General features: G+C 67.1%; 11 protein-coding genes (1 of these 11 only partly in view). 6 read left to right on the top strand and 5 right to left on the bottom strand.

What is annotated here, in order from left to right:
• Positions 1-1,642 carry the 3' portion of a TonB-dependent receptor domain-containing protein gene (locus tag K8P63_RS09405; RefSeq protein ID WP_223799538.1) on the top strand. It extends 1,319 nt beyond the left edge of the window, so 1,642 of the gene's 2,961 nt are visible here — the last part of the coding sequence; its start codon lies beyond the left edge, outside the window; it ends in the stop codon at positions 1,640-1,642.
• 55 nt (positions 1,643-1,697) lie between these two features.
• On the opposite strand, the gene K8P63_RS09400 is transcribed toward K8P63_RS09405, so the two are convergent.
• From K8P63_RS09400 to K8P63_RS09390, 3 genes are all read right to left on the bottom strand, one after another.
• Positions 1,698-2,981 (bottom strand): MFS transporter, encoded by a 1,284-nt coding sequence (locus K8P63_RS09400; protein WP_223799537.1) that lies wholly within the window; start codon positions 2,979-2,981, stop codon positions 1,698-1,700.
• 103 nt (positions 2,982-3,084) lie between these two features.
• Positions 3,085-5,505, bottom strand: a complete 2,421-nt coding sequence (locus tag K8P63_RS09395) for a TonB-dependent receptor (protein ID WP_398288875.1) — start codon at positions 5,503-5,505, stop codon at positions 3,085-3,087.
• Between the two features lie 134 nt (positions 5,506-5,639).
• On the bottom strand, positions 5,640-6,545 hold the full coding sequence (locus K8P63_RS09390; protein ID WP_223799535.1) for an SDR family oxidoreductase: 906 nt from the start codon (positions 6,543-6,545) through the stop codon (positions 5,640-5,642).
• A gap of 99 nt (positions 6,546-6,644) precedes the next feature.
• On the opposite strand from K8P63_RS09390, the gene K8P63_RS09385 reads away from it, so the two are divergent.
• Positions 6,645-7,511, top strand: coding sequence for a helix-turn-helix transcriptional regulator (locus tag K8P63_RS09385; protein WP_223799534.1), 867 nt, complete (start codon positions 6,645-6,647; stop codon positions 7,509-7,511).
• Here the strand turns inward: K8P63_RS09385 and K8P63_RS09380 are convergent.
• The gene (locus K8P63_RS09380) at positions 7,490-8,422 is read right to left on the bottom strand and encodes an SMP-30/gluconolactonase/LRE family protein (RefSeq protein WP_223799533.1); all 933 of its coding nucleotides are present in this window, start codon (positions 8,420-8,422) and stop codon (positions 7,490-7,492) included. The genes K8P63_RS09385 and K8P63_RS09380 overlap by 22 nt on opposite strands.
• Positions 8,423-8,578: 156 nt before the next feature.
• Here K8P63_RS09380 and K8P63_RS09375 point away from each other — a divergent pair, with 156 nt between their 5' ends.
• The 3 genes from K8P63_RS09375 (at position 8,579) to K8P63_RS09365 (ending at position 11,171) form a co-directional block, all read left to right on the top strand.
• A complete protein-coding gene (locus tag K8P63_RS09375) occupies positions 8,579-9,655 on the top strand; it encodes a catalase family peroxidase (RefSeq protein WP_223799532.1) in 1,077 nt (358 codons plus the stop codon).
• Positions 9,652-10,176: a cytochrome b gene (locus K8P63_RS09370; RefSeq protein WP_223799531.1), complete on the top strand. Its 525-nt coding sequence runs from the start codon at positions 9,652-9,654 to the stop codon at positions 10,174-10,176. Before K8P63_RS09375 ends, K8P63_RS09370 begins: the two co-directional genes overlap by 4 nt.
• A gap of 77 nt (positions 10,177-10,253) precedes the next feature.
• Positions 10,254-11,171, top strand: a complete 918-nt coding sequence (locus K8P63_RS09365) for a VOC family protein (protein ID WP_223799530.1) — start codon at positions 10,254-10,256, stop codon at positions 11,169-11,171.
• Between the two features lie 10 nt (positions 11,172-11,181).
• Here K8P63_RS09365 and K8P63_RS09360 read toward each other — a convergent pair whose 3' ends face one another.
• Positions 11,182-13,407, bottom strand: coding sequence for a methyl-accepting chemotaxis protein (locus K8P63_RS09360; RefSeq protein ID WP_223799529.1), 2,226 nt, complete (start codon positions 13,405-13,407; stop codon positions 11,182-11,184).
• A gap of 197 nt (positions 13,408-13,604) precedes the next feature.
• Between K8P63_RS09360 and K8P63_RS09355 the strand changes: the two genes are divergently transcribed.
• Positions 13,605-14,375: an alpha/beta hydrolase gene (locus tag K8P63_RS09355; RefSeq protein WP_223799528.1), complete on the top strand. Its 771-nt coding sequence runs from the start codon at positions 13,605-13,607 to the stop codon at positions 14,373-14,375.
• The last annotated feature ends 30 nt before the right edge of the window (positions 14,376-14,405 follow it).

Below are 14,405 nucleotides of genomic sequence, written 5' to 3'. Positions count from 1 at the left end.
CGACATCACCGGCGGCCTGCGCGGCGACTTCAACCTGATCGGCCAGAATTGGCGATGGGAGGTGTTCGGGCAATATATCCGCGACCGCGAGGACACGCGCGGCATCGGCACGGTCAACCAGTCGCGGCTCTCACTGGCGCTCGACGCGACCACCAATTCGTCCGGGCAGGTCGTGTGCCGTTCCGGCGTGAGCGGCTGCGTGCCGGTCAATCTGTTCGGCGTCGGTTCGCTCAGCACGGCGGCGGCGGGCTTCCTCACGCCCGAGCGCGACAGCTACAATACGTTCGTGCGAACGGTGGCGGGCGGCTCGCTTTCGGGCGCGTTGTTCGATCTGCCTGCCGGTCCGGTCGCGGCGGCGGTGGGTGTCGAATATCGACGCGATTCCTTCTCGGGCAATCCGAGCCCGTTCGACATTGCCGGCGACTACGGCTCGGCATCCAGCGTCGCCGTCTCGGGCGCATATGACGTCAAGGAGGCGTTCGGCGAGGTTCGCGTGCCGCTCCTCAAGGATCTGCCGTTCGCCAAGTCGCTGTCGCTGGAAGGCGCGGTCCGTTACTCCGATTACTCGTCGGTCGGCGGCGTCGTCGCCTACAAAGGCGGTGCCGAATATGCGCCGATCAGCTGGGTCCACTTCCGTGGCGCCTATAACCGCGCGGTGCGCGCGCCGAACGTGGGCGAACTCTACACGCCGATCGCGACCGGCTATACCGGCGGCACCGATCCCTGCGACAAGAGCCAGACGCGCAGCGCCGCCCGGCTGGCGCTCTGCGTCGCCCAAGGCATCAACCAGGCGGACATCGCGGGCTTCACTCAATCGGCGCTGGGTCTGACCTCGCGCGGCGGCGGCAATCCCAACCTCAAGGCCGAAAAGTCCGATACCTATACGATCGGAACGGTCATCTCGCCGCCGTTCATCAAGCGGCTCAACCTGACGGTCGACTATTTCAGCGTGCGGGTGAACGACGCGATCGTCCAGCCGAATGTCAGCCAGGTGCTGAACGACTGTTTCGCGACGCTCGACCCGAGCAATGCGAGCTGCCGCGGCATCGTGCGCGATTCGAGCGGGCAGATTCAGTATGTCACCACGCAATATGAGAATGTCGGCTATCTGAAGACGTCGGGTATCGACGCGCAGCTCGACTATCGGGTGCCTTTGCCGAGCGGCTTCTCGCTGCTCAGCGAATCCTCGCAACTGTCGTTCCAGGCGGTGGCGAGCTGGCTGTTCCACAAGACGCAGAAGACGCTGGCAAGCACCCCGGCGCAGGATTGCGCCGGCTATTATGGCGCAGGTTGCTCGTCGGGCTCGGGCGGCTTCATCCTGCCCGACTTCAAGCTCAACATGGCGGCCACCTATAGCAGCGGCCCGCTTTCGTGGCGCTGGCAGGCGCGCATGATCGGCGATCTCAAGCTGTATCCCACCGCCGTGGCCTACGTCACCCACGTGCCCGCCGTCTGGTATGTCGACTCGACGGTGGCGCTGGACGTGAGCAAGACGCTGCGGCTGTTCATCGGCGTCAACAACATCGCCGACAAGCAGCCGCCGATCCTTGGCACCACGCTGGTGGGCGATGCGAACGTCGACGTGTCGCTCTACGATGTCGCCGGGCGACGCTTCTTCGGCGGCGTCACGATGAAGTTCTGAGCGATCGAGACAGCGGCCGTGTCGATCCTCAATTGGGGGTCGGCGCGACCCGCTTTCATACCCTTGCCGGAACGCGCGCCTCGCCGGTCCGGGCGCCGAGCAGCACGCCGGCCGCGACAAGGCCCATCATCCCCGCAGCGACGAACGCCGGCAGGTAGCTGCCGGTCTCCTGCCGCACGAGGCCCGCGCCGAATGCCGCGACGGCGGCGCCGAGCTGATGCCCGGTCTGGATCCAGCCGAACACGATCGGCGCCTCCGCCTCGCCGAACGCCTGGTTGGCGAGCTTGACCGTCGGCGGCACCGTCGCGATCCAGTCGAGCCCGTAGAAGATCGCGAAGACGACCAAGCTAACGCTGTCGAAGCTGAGGAACGGCAAAGCGATGAGCGAAAGCCCGCGCAGGCCGTAATAGACGATCAGCAGCTTGCGCGGATCCGATCGGTCGGTCAGCCAGCCCGAGGCGGTCGTGCCGATCAGATCGAAGAAACCCATCATCGACAGTAGCCCCGCCGCTGCGACCGGCGCCACGCCATGATCGCCGCAAAAGGCGATCATGTGCGTGCCCACCAGTCCGTTGGTGGTCAGCCCGCAAACGAAGAAAGTGCCGAACAGCAGCCAGAAGACCGGCCGCCTGCCCGCCCGCATCAGCACGGCGATGGCGAGCCCGAACGTCCGGGCCTGCCGCATCGGTGGTGGCGGCGCGTCATCGGCGGCCTCGCCGAAGCGGCGCGTGCCGATGTCGCCGGGATGCTCGGGCACGACCAACGCGACGATGGGCACGAGGATCAGACAGGCAAGGCTCACGGCCAGCACCACCGGCCGCCACGCGCCATCGCGCGACAGCCAGGCGAGGAATGGCAGGAAGATCAGCGCGCCGGTCGCGGTGCTGGCGCTGAGCAGCCCCATCACCAGCCCCTGCCGCGTCGCGAACCAGCGATTGACCACCGCCGCGCCGAGCACCGAGGCGACCGCGCCGCTGCCGATGCCGGAGAACATGCCCCAGCTCAGCACATAGTCCCACGGCGTCCGCATCCACAGGCTGACAAAGGTCGCCACCGCCATCAGCGCTAGGCCGCCCAGCATCGTGCGCCGGATGCCGATCGACAGCATCAGCGCCGCCGCGAACGGGCCGACCAATCCATAGAGAAAGATGCCGACCGCCGCAGCGAAGGAGATGGTCGCACGATCCCAGCCGAAGTTGAGCTGGAGCGGACCGATCAGGACGCCCGGCGTCGCGCGCAGCCCTGCCGAGATCAGCAGGGCCGCGAACGTCACCGCCACGACCAGCCCGACATGGACGCGCGGCGAGACCAAGCCCGTGCGATGAAGCAGCCGGCTCATCGCCTGCATCCCGCGGACATATGTGCCGCCGCCAGCCTATGATCGAGCATCATATCTCAACCTAAACTGGCGAGCGGCGGCCGCGCAACGCCGCGGCGCGCGGTCAGAAGCTGTGCGAGACGGTGAAGCCGAAGGTGCGTGGATCCCCCGGCTGGCCGACGACGAGCCCGGTGCTGCCCGACTGGGTCGCCAGCAGTTCATAGTAATTCTGGTTCCAGACGTTGCGCACCCACCCGAACAGGTTCCAGCGCCCGCCTTCGCGATAGCCGACGCGGATGTTGCCCAGCGCATAACCGTTCACGTCGGTGTAGAGCGAGCGCGACGGGTTGGACGAGAATTTGGAGCGGTAGCTGCCGTCATAGCCCAAATAGAACTCGCCGGGCAGGCCTACCCCGGTCGCCGGCAGATCATATTCCGCGCCATAGGATGCCGCCCAACGCGACACGCCCGGCAGCCACTGGCCCGAGATATCGCAATTGGCCGGGCTGACCGTGCCGGTGCCGGCCGGGCTAGCCGGGATGGCGGCGGTCGCGGTGGTGCCGCCGGACAGCTCCGGCGGGCACGGCGCATCGCGGAAGTGAATATACTTCGCGTCGGTGAAGGCACCGTTGAAGTAGAGGTTCAGGCGATTGGTGGGTCGCACCGCGGCATCCACTTCGACGCCGCGCGTACGCACCTTGCCGGCATTGGCGAGATAGCCGCGCAAAACGCCCAGCTGGCCGTTGGTGACGGTCGCCTGATAATCGTCGATGTCCGTCCAGAAGGCCGCGACGTTGATCGTCGCGTGCAGCGGCGGGATCTGCGTCTTCAGGCCCAGCTCGTAATGGTTGACCTTCTCGGGCCGGACCGTCGCAGAGGAGAGGATCGGGTTGTTGTTCGCGTCGAGCGGCAGGCCCGACAGGTTGATGCCACCCGATTTGTAGCTGCGCGCATAGGTCGCATAGCTGTTGATCGTCGGGCTGATCGCATAGGCGAGCGTGAGGTCGCCCGATACGTTCCAGTTGTGGAACTGCGGATCGTAGCTTTGCGGCGCCAGCACGCCGCGCTGGTCGCTGGTGAGCGTGGTGCTGCCCGTGCCGGTGGTCACCACCGAGAGGTAGTCGCCCTTCTTCTCATCGTAATTGACGCGCAGCCCCGGCGCGAGCGACAGCTTGGGCGTGATATGCCACGTCACCTTGCCGAAGGCGGCGGCGCTGGTGTTGTCGAAGCCGATCGTGTTGCGCGCGGTGAGCCCGTTCAGCGTCGCCGGATCGCGACCGCCCGCGCTGGTGGGGTTGAGCAGGAAGGCGCTCGCCGCCGAGCCCTGCACCTGCAGCCCCTGCGTATCGACGCGTTGATGGAAGAAGAAGACGCCGAACACATAATCGAGCGCGTGCGTGCCGTTCGAGGCGACACGCAGTTCCTGGCTCACCTGCCATTGCTGCGACGGGTTGGCGGAGACGGTCGTGATCGGCAGGCCGATGAAATCGCGGTCGTTCGATGGCTTCCAATCCCAGAAGCGCCAGGCCGAAACCGAGGTGATCGTCGCCGGACCGATGTCCCAGTTCGCCAGCAGCGAGACGCCGCCGAGCTTCTGCTTGGCGCGGAGTGCCGTATCGACGTCGGTGATGCGATCGAACGCGTCGGTCGAGGGCACCGCATAATTCTGCGCCGCGGCGAGTGCCGCATATTGGCGGTTGAGCGGGCGCTGGGTCGCGCCGACGCGCGCATAATATTGCACGCAGCACCGCGGGTTCTGCTGATTGAAGTCGCCCGACAGGGTCAGATCGAGATTGTCGGTGGCCTTCCACAGCAATTGCCCGCGGAAACTCTGATTGTCCTGGCTATTCTCCCACTCGTCCTGCCGCACGTTATAGACCGTGCCGCGCCGGGTGGTGATCGAGGTCGACAGGCGGATGGCGAGCTTGTCGTCGATCAGCGGCCCCGACGCCGAAGCCTTGCCCTGGAAGAAATCGTAATTGCCGCCGCTCAGCTCGACGCGCGCCTCGGGCGTGAAGCTCGGCGGCCGAGTGATGATGTTGATCGCACCGGCGGTGGTGTTCTTGCCGTACAGCGTGCCCTGCGGCCCGCGCAGCACCTCGATACGCTCGGTATCGGTGAAGTCGAACGTCGCCGATGCGATCCGGCTATAATAGACCTGATCGACATAGATGCCGACGCCCTGCTCGATCCCGTCGTTGGTCAGGCCGAACGGCGCGCCGAGCCCGCGGATATTCGCGGCAGAGTTGCGCGGGTTGGTCGAGTAGAATTGCAGCGTCGGCTGGATCTGCGTCAGCTTGTTGACATTGTAGGTGCCCGTTTCCGCGAGCGCCGTGCCGCCGACCACCGACATGGCGATCGGCACGCGCTGCACGGACTCGTTCCGCCGCCGCGCGGTGACGACGATATCGCCCGATGCGTTGGCGGTCGCCGGGCCGGTCCGCCCGGTCTCCTGGGCCTGCGCACCGGACGCCGGCGCGGCGCCGGGAGTCTGCGCAGCCGTACCGGCGCCGGCCGCGATCTGCGCGGCAAGCGCCAGGGTCATTGCGATGGTCACGAACATTGCCTCCCTATTTCGCCGACGACTACCCGTCAGTCCGATGGGAATTAAGGCAATGCTGCTTGGCGCCGCCCAAGCTGACGTTTAGCGCAATGGCCCTGGCGAGCAGCGCCTGCCGATCAATGCGCCGAGGCGGCCTCGTAATAAGCCGGCTGGGCGATATCGGTAAGGAAGTCGGGCCCGGTCGGCTGCCACCCGAGCAGGCTGCGCGTGCGCGCGCTGGATGCCGCCATATCGCGACCGGCGAACATCGCGAACCAGCCGAAATAGGCCTGTGCCTCCTCGGGCGACTTGGCGACCACCGGCAGCCCGAGCCCTAGGCCGATCGCCTCGGCGATCGCCTTGAACGGCACCGCTTCGTCCGCGACCGCATGATAGGGGCCACCCTCGGCACCATGCTCCAGGGCCAGCCGATAGGCGCGTGCCGCATCCTGCCGGTGCACGCCCGACCAGCGGTTGCTGCCGTCGCCGATATAAGCGGCCGCACCCTGCTCGCGCGCGATGCCGATCAGGATCGGGATGAAGCCGTGATCGCCCTTGCCGTGGACCGACGGCGGCAGCCGCATCGCGGCGGCACGCACGCCGGATGCGGCGACGGCCTCCGTCGCCACCTCGGACATGCGCGGCAGATGCTCGGACGGCGCCGGCGAGCGATCCTCTTCGGTTGCGAGCCGGCCGGTGCCGAGCAGGCCGACGCCCGACGTGGTGATGAACGGCCGATCGCTGCCGCGCAGCACCTCGCCGATCGCCTCGATCGCGCGGCGATCGTCCTCGGCATTGGCGGCGAAGCGGGAGAAATCGTGATTGAAGGCGGTGTGGATCACGCCGTCGGCGCCCTCCGCACCGGCGCGCAGCACATCGAGGTTGGCGAGCGCGCCGCGCAGCACTTCGGCGCCCGTCGCGACGACGCCCGCCGCGCCCTCGTCCGAGCGGGCGAGCCCGACGACCTGATGGCCGTTCGCAAGCAATTCGGTGACGACGGCCGATCCGACCCAGCCGGTCGCGCCGGTAACGAAAACGCGCATGATCTATCTCCATTCGATCGTTGCACGCGGCATATGCGGATCGCGAACATCCTGTTACAGTAGTGATCTTATCCTGTTATAAGAGCTAATCGGCTGGCTATGGCGACATCCGAACCAAACCGCCTCGGCGACTATCTCCGCGCACGACGGTCGCGCCTCGATCCGATCGCACTGGGGCTGCCGGCGAGCCGGCGGCGTACGCCGGGGCTGCGCCGCGAAGAGGTGGCGCAGCGCGCCAATATCAGCCCGACATGGTATACCTGGATCGAGCAGGGGCGCGGCGGCAATGCCTCGGCCGACGTGCTCGACCGCATTTCCCGCGCGCTGATGCTGACCGAGGTCGAGCGCGAGCATATCTACCTGCTCGGCCTCGGCCGCCCGCCCGAGGTCCGCTATCGCGGAAGCGAGGGCATCTCCCCGCGGCTTCAAGGCGTGCTCGACGCCATGGTCTACACGCCGGCGACGGTGCGCACCGCGACGTGGGACATTGTCGGCTGGAATCGCGCGGCCGCGATCATTCTCGGCGATTATGGCGCGCGGCCGCCGGGGCGACGTAACGTGCTGCGCATGATCTTCTGCGATCCCGCCGTCCGCGCTGCCCAATATGACTGGGACAGCGTCGCGCGCACATTGGTGGCGTCGCTCCGCGTCGATGCGGCGCGCGCCGGCGCCGATGCCGAGGTCGCGCCGTTGGTCGAGGAACTATGCCGCGCCAGCGCGGAGTTCGCCGCAATGTGGCGTGACAACGACATTGCCGGGCACGCACATGGCTTCAAGCGCCTGCGCCACCCAGTCCTCGGTGTGCTGGAGATGGACATCTCGTCCTTCGCGGTCGAAGGGCGCCCCGACCTCAGCATGGTGGTCTACGCGCCCAACACCCCCGAAGGCATCGCGGCCGTCCGCGCGCTGATCGAGCGCAGCGACGACGGCCCCGCCGGATCGGATCAGCGCAGCGGCACGGTGTAGATGAAGAAGGGGCCGGCATCCTGCCCCTTCATCTCGGGCGTGCGATAGCGCAGCTTGGCCACGGTGGCGTAGACATTCCCGCGATACGCAACGGCGGACGTCGTGCCCGGCTTGCCTCCTGTCACCGTGCGGATTTCCAGCCGGTCGCCGGCGATCGTCGCTTCGGAAATGCCGCCATGATCCCCGGCCTCGCCGAACAGCAGCCGGCCGGGCGCCACGAAGCGCATTCCGTCGGGGCGGTCGAGCGGGCGCGACGGCGTCAGCTCGACCAGCGCGCCGGGATCGCCCGTTCGATCCAGCGGCAGGCGGAAGAGGCGATTGGTGCGCACCGAGCTGAGGTACATCGTCCCGTCGCGATCGAATGCGATCCCGTCGAGCCCCTCGAGGCGCGGATCGGCCAGCCAGACGTCGAGCGCGGCCGCGCCCTTCTTCAGGCGGATGATCCGCCCGCCCGCGGTCTCGCTGATGTAGAGATTTCCCGCGCGATCGACCGCCATGTCGTTGCAGGTCGATTTGGCGCCGCCCGGCATCGGCCAACGCCCCTTCGGCGCCGCTGTCCGGATATCGAATGCGAGCAAGGCGGATGCGTGGTCGCGGACCTCGTCCGGATCGCCGATCTTCGGCCGCCCGCACGCCCACAAGAGCCCCGCGCGATCGTCGGCGAACACGCCGAGCATGCCGACCATGCCGCTCCGCGCCGGATCGAGCCATTCGGTCGCGGCTGCATCGCCCGGTCGCGCATGCCAGATCGCGCCGTCGTCCGCCCCGCTGGTGAACAACTCGCCGCCGCGCGTGACGGTGATGCTCTCGGGAAAGATGCGTCCGCGCGGAAACGCGATGTCGCCCGGCGGCGCCGCGCCCAGCAATGCCAGGGCAGCGCTCATGCCCAGCAACGGCCGTCCGAACCGCATCTTCGCACCCTCCCCGCTTGTGGCCGGCAATCTGTCGCATCGCGGGTGGCAGGGCAAGCGCCGCGCGGTCCCGCCATAGCACCGCTTGCCAAACCCCCTCCGCTCCCGGCATGACCGGCATGCGGCAAGTCGTCGCGCTGGCCGGGAGCCGAAACGATGCCGTCGCCAACGCCCCGCCTGCCGCGCATGGCGCTGATCGCCGCGATCCTCGCGCTCGTCATCCTGGTCTTCGCGTGGGTCGGGGGCTTTCTGTCGCCGGGCCGCGTCGGCGGCGGCGGGCTCGCCGACGCGCTCCAGGCCGCCAACGGCAAGGTTTATCCAGGCTTCCGCCGCGCCCATGCCAAGGGATTGTGCGTCAGCGGCCGGTTCGAGGCGAACGGTGCCGGCGCGGCGCTTTCGCGCGCCAGCCTGTTCCCCGCCGGATCGGTGCCGGTGATCGGCCGCTTCTCGACCGGCGGCGGCAACCCGATGGCGCCCGATGGCCGCGTCGTATTCCACGCGCTCGGGTTGCGCTTCGTACTGCCCCATGGCGAGCGCTGGCACATGGCGCTCGATCATACGCCGATCTTCATCGCCTCGACCGTCGCCGATTTCGTGGCGCTCCAGAACGCCGCCATTCCCGATGCCAAGACCGGCAAGCCCGATCCGGCGAAGATGAAGGCGTTCGCGGCCTCGCACCCCGAGACGCAGGCGTTCCTCGATTATATGAAGACCGCGCCGCTGCCGTCGAGCTTCGCCAACGGCACCTATTACAGCATCGATGCCTTCCGCTTCGTCGATGCCCAAGGGCAAAGCCGCCTCGTCCGCTGGCAATTCGAGCCCGAGACGCCGTTCGCCGCGCTCGACAAAGCGACGCTCGACAAGCAGCCGAGCGACTTCCTGTTCGACGATCTGCTCGCACGGACGAAGCAGGCGCCGCTGCGGTGGCATATGATCCTGGTCGTCGCCAATCCGGGCGACCGCACCGACAATGCGACGGTGCGCTGGACCGGCCCGCATCGGCAGATCGATGCCGGCACGCTGATCCTCGATCATGCCGCGACCGAGACGCAGGGCGATTGCCGCGACTATAATTACGATCCGCTGATCCTGCCCAAGGGCGTGGCGGCATCCGACGATCCGATCCTCGCCGCCCGATCGGCCGCTTATTCGGCCTCCTTCCGGCGACGCACGAAGGAAGGGCCGCGGGTGGACGCCGTGACGAGCGCGCATGCGACGGGAGGCGGCCAATGACGACCGAACGTTTCGCGCTGCCCGCGCGCATCCTCCATTGGCTGATGGCGGCGCTGATCCTCGCCATGCTGCTGATCGGCGCGGGCATGGTCTCGACCGCGACGTCGCGCTATCCGGAGCTGCTGGCATGGCATCGCCCGATCGGCATCGCCATCCTGATCCTCGCGCTGATCCGGCTGGCGGTGCGGCTGACGCATCGCCCGCCGCCATTGCCCAGCGACCTGCCGCCGTTGCAGGTCGCCGCCGCCAAGGGCTCGCACTATCTGCTCTACGCGCTGATGATCGGCATGCCGCTGATCGGCTGGGCGATGCAGTCGGCCGGCGGCTATCCGATCATCCTGTGGAAGGGCGTGGTGCTGTTTCCGATCCTGCCGCACGATGCGCTCGCTTATGGCTGGCTGCGCTTCGCGCACGGCCTGCTCGCTTACGCTTTCTTCCTGCTGATCCTCGGCCATCTCGGCGCGGCCCTGTTCCACGCGCTGATCCGTCGGGACGGGGTGTTCAGGAGCATGGCCGGCTGAGATGTAAGACCATGCAACCGGTGACAACAGAGCATCGGCGTTTAAGATGAGAACCAAACATAGGAGAGGAAATGCCGATGGTCCGCACATTCTGCGCGCTCGCGCTCGCCCTGCTGGCATTGCCGGCTGCCGCCGCCACCGATAGCCGACCGCCCATCACGGGCATCTCCCACCTCGCGGTCTATTCGACCGACATGGCCGCCACCGAGCATTTCTATGCGGTGATCCTCGGCGGCCGAAAGGCCAGCGATCCCGAGGATGCGGCCGGCGTCCGCTATTATTTCAGCCCGCGCCAGTTCGTCGAGGTGCTGCCGGCACCCGCCGGGCATGGCCCCAGCATGCTCGCCCACGCCGCCTACGTCACGACCGATGCGGCGGCATTGCGCGCCTATCTCGTCGCCCACGGCGCGACCGGCGTATCACCCGTCAAGCGCGGCGATGGGGGCGACCAATGGTTTTCGATGAAGGATCCGGAGGGCAATCTCATCCAGCTCGTACAGCCGGGATCGAGCGATACGACGCCCAGCGCCGGTGCGATCAGCGGCCGGATCATCCATGTCGGCTATCTCGTCCACAATCGCGCCGATCAGGACCGCTTCTACCGCCAGTTGCTCGGCTTCCGTCCTTATTGGTACGGCGCGATGCGCACGGACGCGGTCGACTGGATCTCGCAGCAGACGCCCAAGGGCAGCGACTGGCTGGAATATATGATGGTCGGACCGGGCTCGACCACGCCGCTCGACCATGTCGACGCGCGCGAGCTGGGCGTGCTCAACCACCTGTCGCTGGGCGTGCGCAACATGGAGGCGACGATCACCCAGCTCATCGCCGAGGATCGGCTGAGCCCGCGCCACGACGGCCCGCAGATGGGCAAGGACGGCAAATGGCAGGGCAATCTCTACGACCCCGACGGCACGCGGGTCGAGCTGATGGAGTTCCAGCCGGTCACCAAGCCGTGCTGCTCGGGATTCACGGCGCCTAGCCCGACGAAATGACGCAGGCCGATCAAGCCCTGGCGCGCGTCCCCGAGCGCGCCAGGGCAAAGGTCTCGACGATCCGGTCGAGTTCCTTCGCCCGCGCGCCGGTCTCCGCCATCGTGAGGTTGAGCCGTTCCACCAGCGCCGAATTGTCGACGGTGAACTGATCGACCTGCCCCACCGTCGCGTTGATTTCCTCGATCGCCTGCGCCTGCGCACGATTGGCGTGGGCGATACTCTGGAGATGCTCGGCATTGTCGTGCGCGGCGGTCATCATCGCGCCCAGACTGTGCGTGACCTCGGCCATCATGCGGGATCCGCTGGTCATCTCCAGCCGGGTCTGGTCGATCAGCAGACCGGCCTCGCTGGAGGCCTGTGCGGCGCGTTCCGCGAGGCTTTTGATCTCGATTGCCACCACCGCGAAGCCACGGCCCGCCTGACCGGCACGCGCCGCCTCGATCGAGGCATTGAGCGCGAGCAACGAGGTTTGCGCGGCGACCTGATCGATCATGTCGATCACGTCGGAGATGGTCGCCGACGATGCGTTGAGCCGCTCCATCGTCGCCTGCGCGTCGGCGAGCACCATGTTGCCCGCTTCGGCCGAGCTGGCTGCCTCGCGCCCCTTGCGGCTGGCCAGTTCCGCCTGTGTGGCATTGTCGGCGACGGTTGCCGACAGGCGCTGGATCGCGCCCGACGCGCCGCGGATCGCATGCGACTGCCGCTCGGTTCGGTGCGAAAGCTCGCCCGCATCCGACAGCAGGGCGCCGGTTGCAGCCTTCAACTGCCGCGAGGTGCCGTCCAGTTCGTCGATGATCTCGCCCAGCCGATCGGCCACCGCGTTGGTATCCGCCTTCAGCTTGGCGAAGGCGCCCCCATGGTCACCCTCGACGCGACACGAGAGATCCGTCCGGGCGAGTGCCGCGAGTACCCTCCCCGTCTCTCCCAATCCGCTTTCCATCGTTGCGACCAGCTGGTTGATCGAGCGGGCCAGCATGTTCAGTTCCGGATCGGGGAAACTTTGCGCCACGCGCGGCGAAAGGTCGCCTGCAAGCGCTGCATCGACCACCCTGCCAAACGATCGCTGCAGGCTCGCCGTCATCTCGGACCGCGTTCGTGCCTCGTCGGCCAATCGGGTGACCTCCGCCTCGGTCAGCTCGACGATCCGCGCGCGATCCGCGCGGAACACGCCGACAGCGCGCGCCATGCCTCCAATCTCGTCCGCGCGGCGATCCATGCCGTCGGGCAATGCCGTCGTGCGTCCATCGACGATATCGTTCATGCTGCGGACGATCGCCTTGAGCGGCAACAGCACGAACCGGGCAAGGATAGCCCAGATGATGATGAGCGCCGCAAGCATCACTCCGGCACTGAGCACGATATCGTGCCACACCGATGCATAGAGATCGGAATATGCCGCCGCGCGGTCGATCGCGACACCGACGAACCAGTCGGCTCGGGGTAGACCGGGCACATGGGCGAAGGTGACCAGCTGGCGCCTGCCCGCGGCGGTCACCTCGGACACGCCTGAGCCGATCGGTGGGGGGTGTCCGTCGAACAAGCGTGCAAGTGGCTGGCCCGTCGCGCTTTTGTCCGGATGGATCAAGACCGTCCCGTCGGCATCGACCATGAACACCTGGGTGTGGCGCAGATGGTCGCCTTGCAGCATTCGCGTAAGCGCGGCGATGGAGAAGTCCGCTCCGGTCACGCCGACGACATGATCATTACGCCGCAGGGGTGTTGCGATGGTAACCACGTCGGCGGCGAGCGACGCGTCGGGATAAGGGCGCGTGACGATCGTGTCGCCCTGCGCCACCGCCTGCCGATACCAGGGCCGCTTGCGCGGGTCATAGCCACGCGGCAACTCGCGAATATGGGGATAATTGTAGAAGCGGCCGTCCTCGGCGCCGAAATAGGTGCCGAGGAAACTGTTCAACAGCACCTTATGCACGAATGCAGCGTCAGGCGCGCTGCCGGGCGGCAATTGCGCGACGTCCTCGTTGGCCGAGACCACCAGCATCCGCCGGCCGTCGAACCATAACCCGACGGTCCGCGCCTGCATCTGGGTGAAGCGGTCGAGCCGCTGGCTCACCTCGCGCTGAAGCTTTGCGCTGCCATGTTGATAGGAGATGATCGCGGCGATCGCGAAGATCGCAATTCCGACCGTCGTCGTGGCGATAAGCACGCGCGCCACCAGGCTTCCCGACGCCTTGTCGAGAAAAGCGGCCACTCCCCCCTTGGCAAGCCCGTCGAGCATCCGCCAATATTGCGGAAAATGTGTAAAAACGCGCTTAACGGCGGATTAGGAGTGGGACGGCGATGCGGACGAGGATTTTTGTACTTACAGCAATGTTGATCCTCGGTACGCCTGCGGCGTCGGCGGAACCGGATCCTGCGCCTGTTGCCCCGATCGCTCTTACCACAATCGACTTATGGCCAAACGGCGCGCCGGGCGTGACGAAGCGCAAGGACGAGGCCGAGATCGGCCGCGATTATTGGGTGCGCAACGTCCATCGCCCTTCGCTGCTCGCCTTCCCCGCCAAGGCCGACCACAATAATGGCGCGGCGATCGTGATCTTTCCCGGCGGCGGCCATCGCCTGCTCGTCTGGACCAACGAGGGCACGAAGGTGGCAACCGCGCTCAACCGCATGGGCGTCTCGGCATTCGTGCTGAAATACCGGCTCGCGCGCGAGCCGGGCTCGCCTTACTCGATCGAGGGCGACGCCGCGGACGATGCCCGGCGCGCGATCCGCTGGGTCCGTGCCCATGCCGCCGACTATGGCATCGCGCCGGATCGGATCGGGGTAATGGGCTTCTCCGCCGGCGGCGAACTGGTGTCGCTGGTCGCCGACAATCCGGAGCCTGCCGGACGACCGACGACCGATACGATCGACACGGTCAGCGCACGCCCCGATTTTCAGGTGCTGGTCTTCCCCGGCCCGCTCGGCATCCCGGCGAAGGCGATCGAGCATGCGCCTCCGGCCTTCATCACCGCGGGCAGTCTGGACAAATGCTGCGCCACGCCGTCGGTCGCGCTCTACGAGCAGCTCCGCAAGGCCGGCATCCCGGCCGAGCTGCACATGTATGCCGAGAGCGATCACGCCTTCAATCTCGACGAATCCAACCGCATCTCGATCCTGCACTGGCCCGACCGATTGAATGACTGGCTCGCCGACGGCGGCTGGCTGGAACCGCGCCGACCGCCCTCGCCACCCCATCATTAACCGGATGCTTACGCGCCGACCCTAAGCTGA

The organism is Sphingomonas nostoxanthinifaciens (assembly GCF_019930585.1).
Taxonomy (GTDB): domain Bacteria; phylum Pseudomonadota; class Alphaproteobacteria; order Sphingomonadales; family Sphingomonadaceae; genus Sphingomonas_I; species Sphingomonas_I nostoxanthinifaciens.
This window is presented reverse-complemented; position numbering and strand designations above follow the sequence as displayed.

Coding starts and splice junctions, on each gene's coding strand:
- K8P63_RS09400 (WP_223799537.1), bottom strand. CDS start 2,981: ATGAGCCGGCTGCTTCATCGCACGGGCTTGGTCTCGCCGCGCGTCCAT.
- K8P63_RS09395 (WP_398288875.1), bottom strand. CDS start 5,505: ATGACCCTGGCGCTTGCCGCGCAGATCGCGGCCGGCGCCGGTACGGCT.
- K8P63_RS09390 (WP_223799535.1), bottom strand. CDS start 6,545: ATGCGCGTTTTCGTTACCGGCGCGACCGGCTGGGTCGGATCGGCCGTC.
- K8P63_RS09385 (WP_223799534.1), top strand. CDS start 6,645: ATGGCGACATCCGAACCAAACCGCCTCGGCGACTATCTCCGCGCACGA.
- K8P63_RS09380 (WP_223799533.1), bottom strand. CDS start 8,422: ATGCGGTTCGGACGGCCGTTGCTGGGCATGAGCGCTGCCCTGGCATTG.
- K8P63_RS09375 (WP_223799532.1), top strand. CDS start 8,579: ATGCCGTCGCCAACGCCCCGCCTGCCGCGCATGGCGCTGATCGCCGCG.
- K8P63_RS09370 (WP_223799531.1), top strand. CDS start 9,652: ATGACGACCGAACGTTTCGCGCTGCCCGCGCGCATCCTCCATTGGCTG.
- K8P63_RS09365 (WP_223799530.1), top strand. CDS start 10,254: ATGGTCCGCACATTCTGCGCGCTCGCGCTCGCCCTGCTGGCATTGCCG.
- K8P63_RS09360 (WP_223799529.1), bottom strand. CDS start 13,407: ATGCTCGACGGGCTTGCCAAGGGGGGAGTGGCCGCTTTTCTCGACAAG.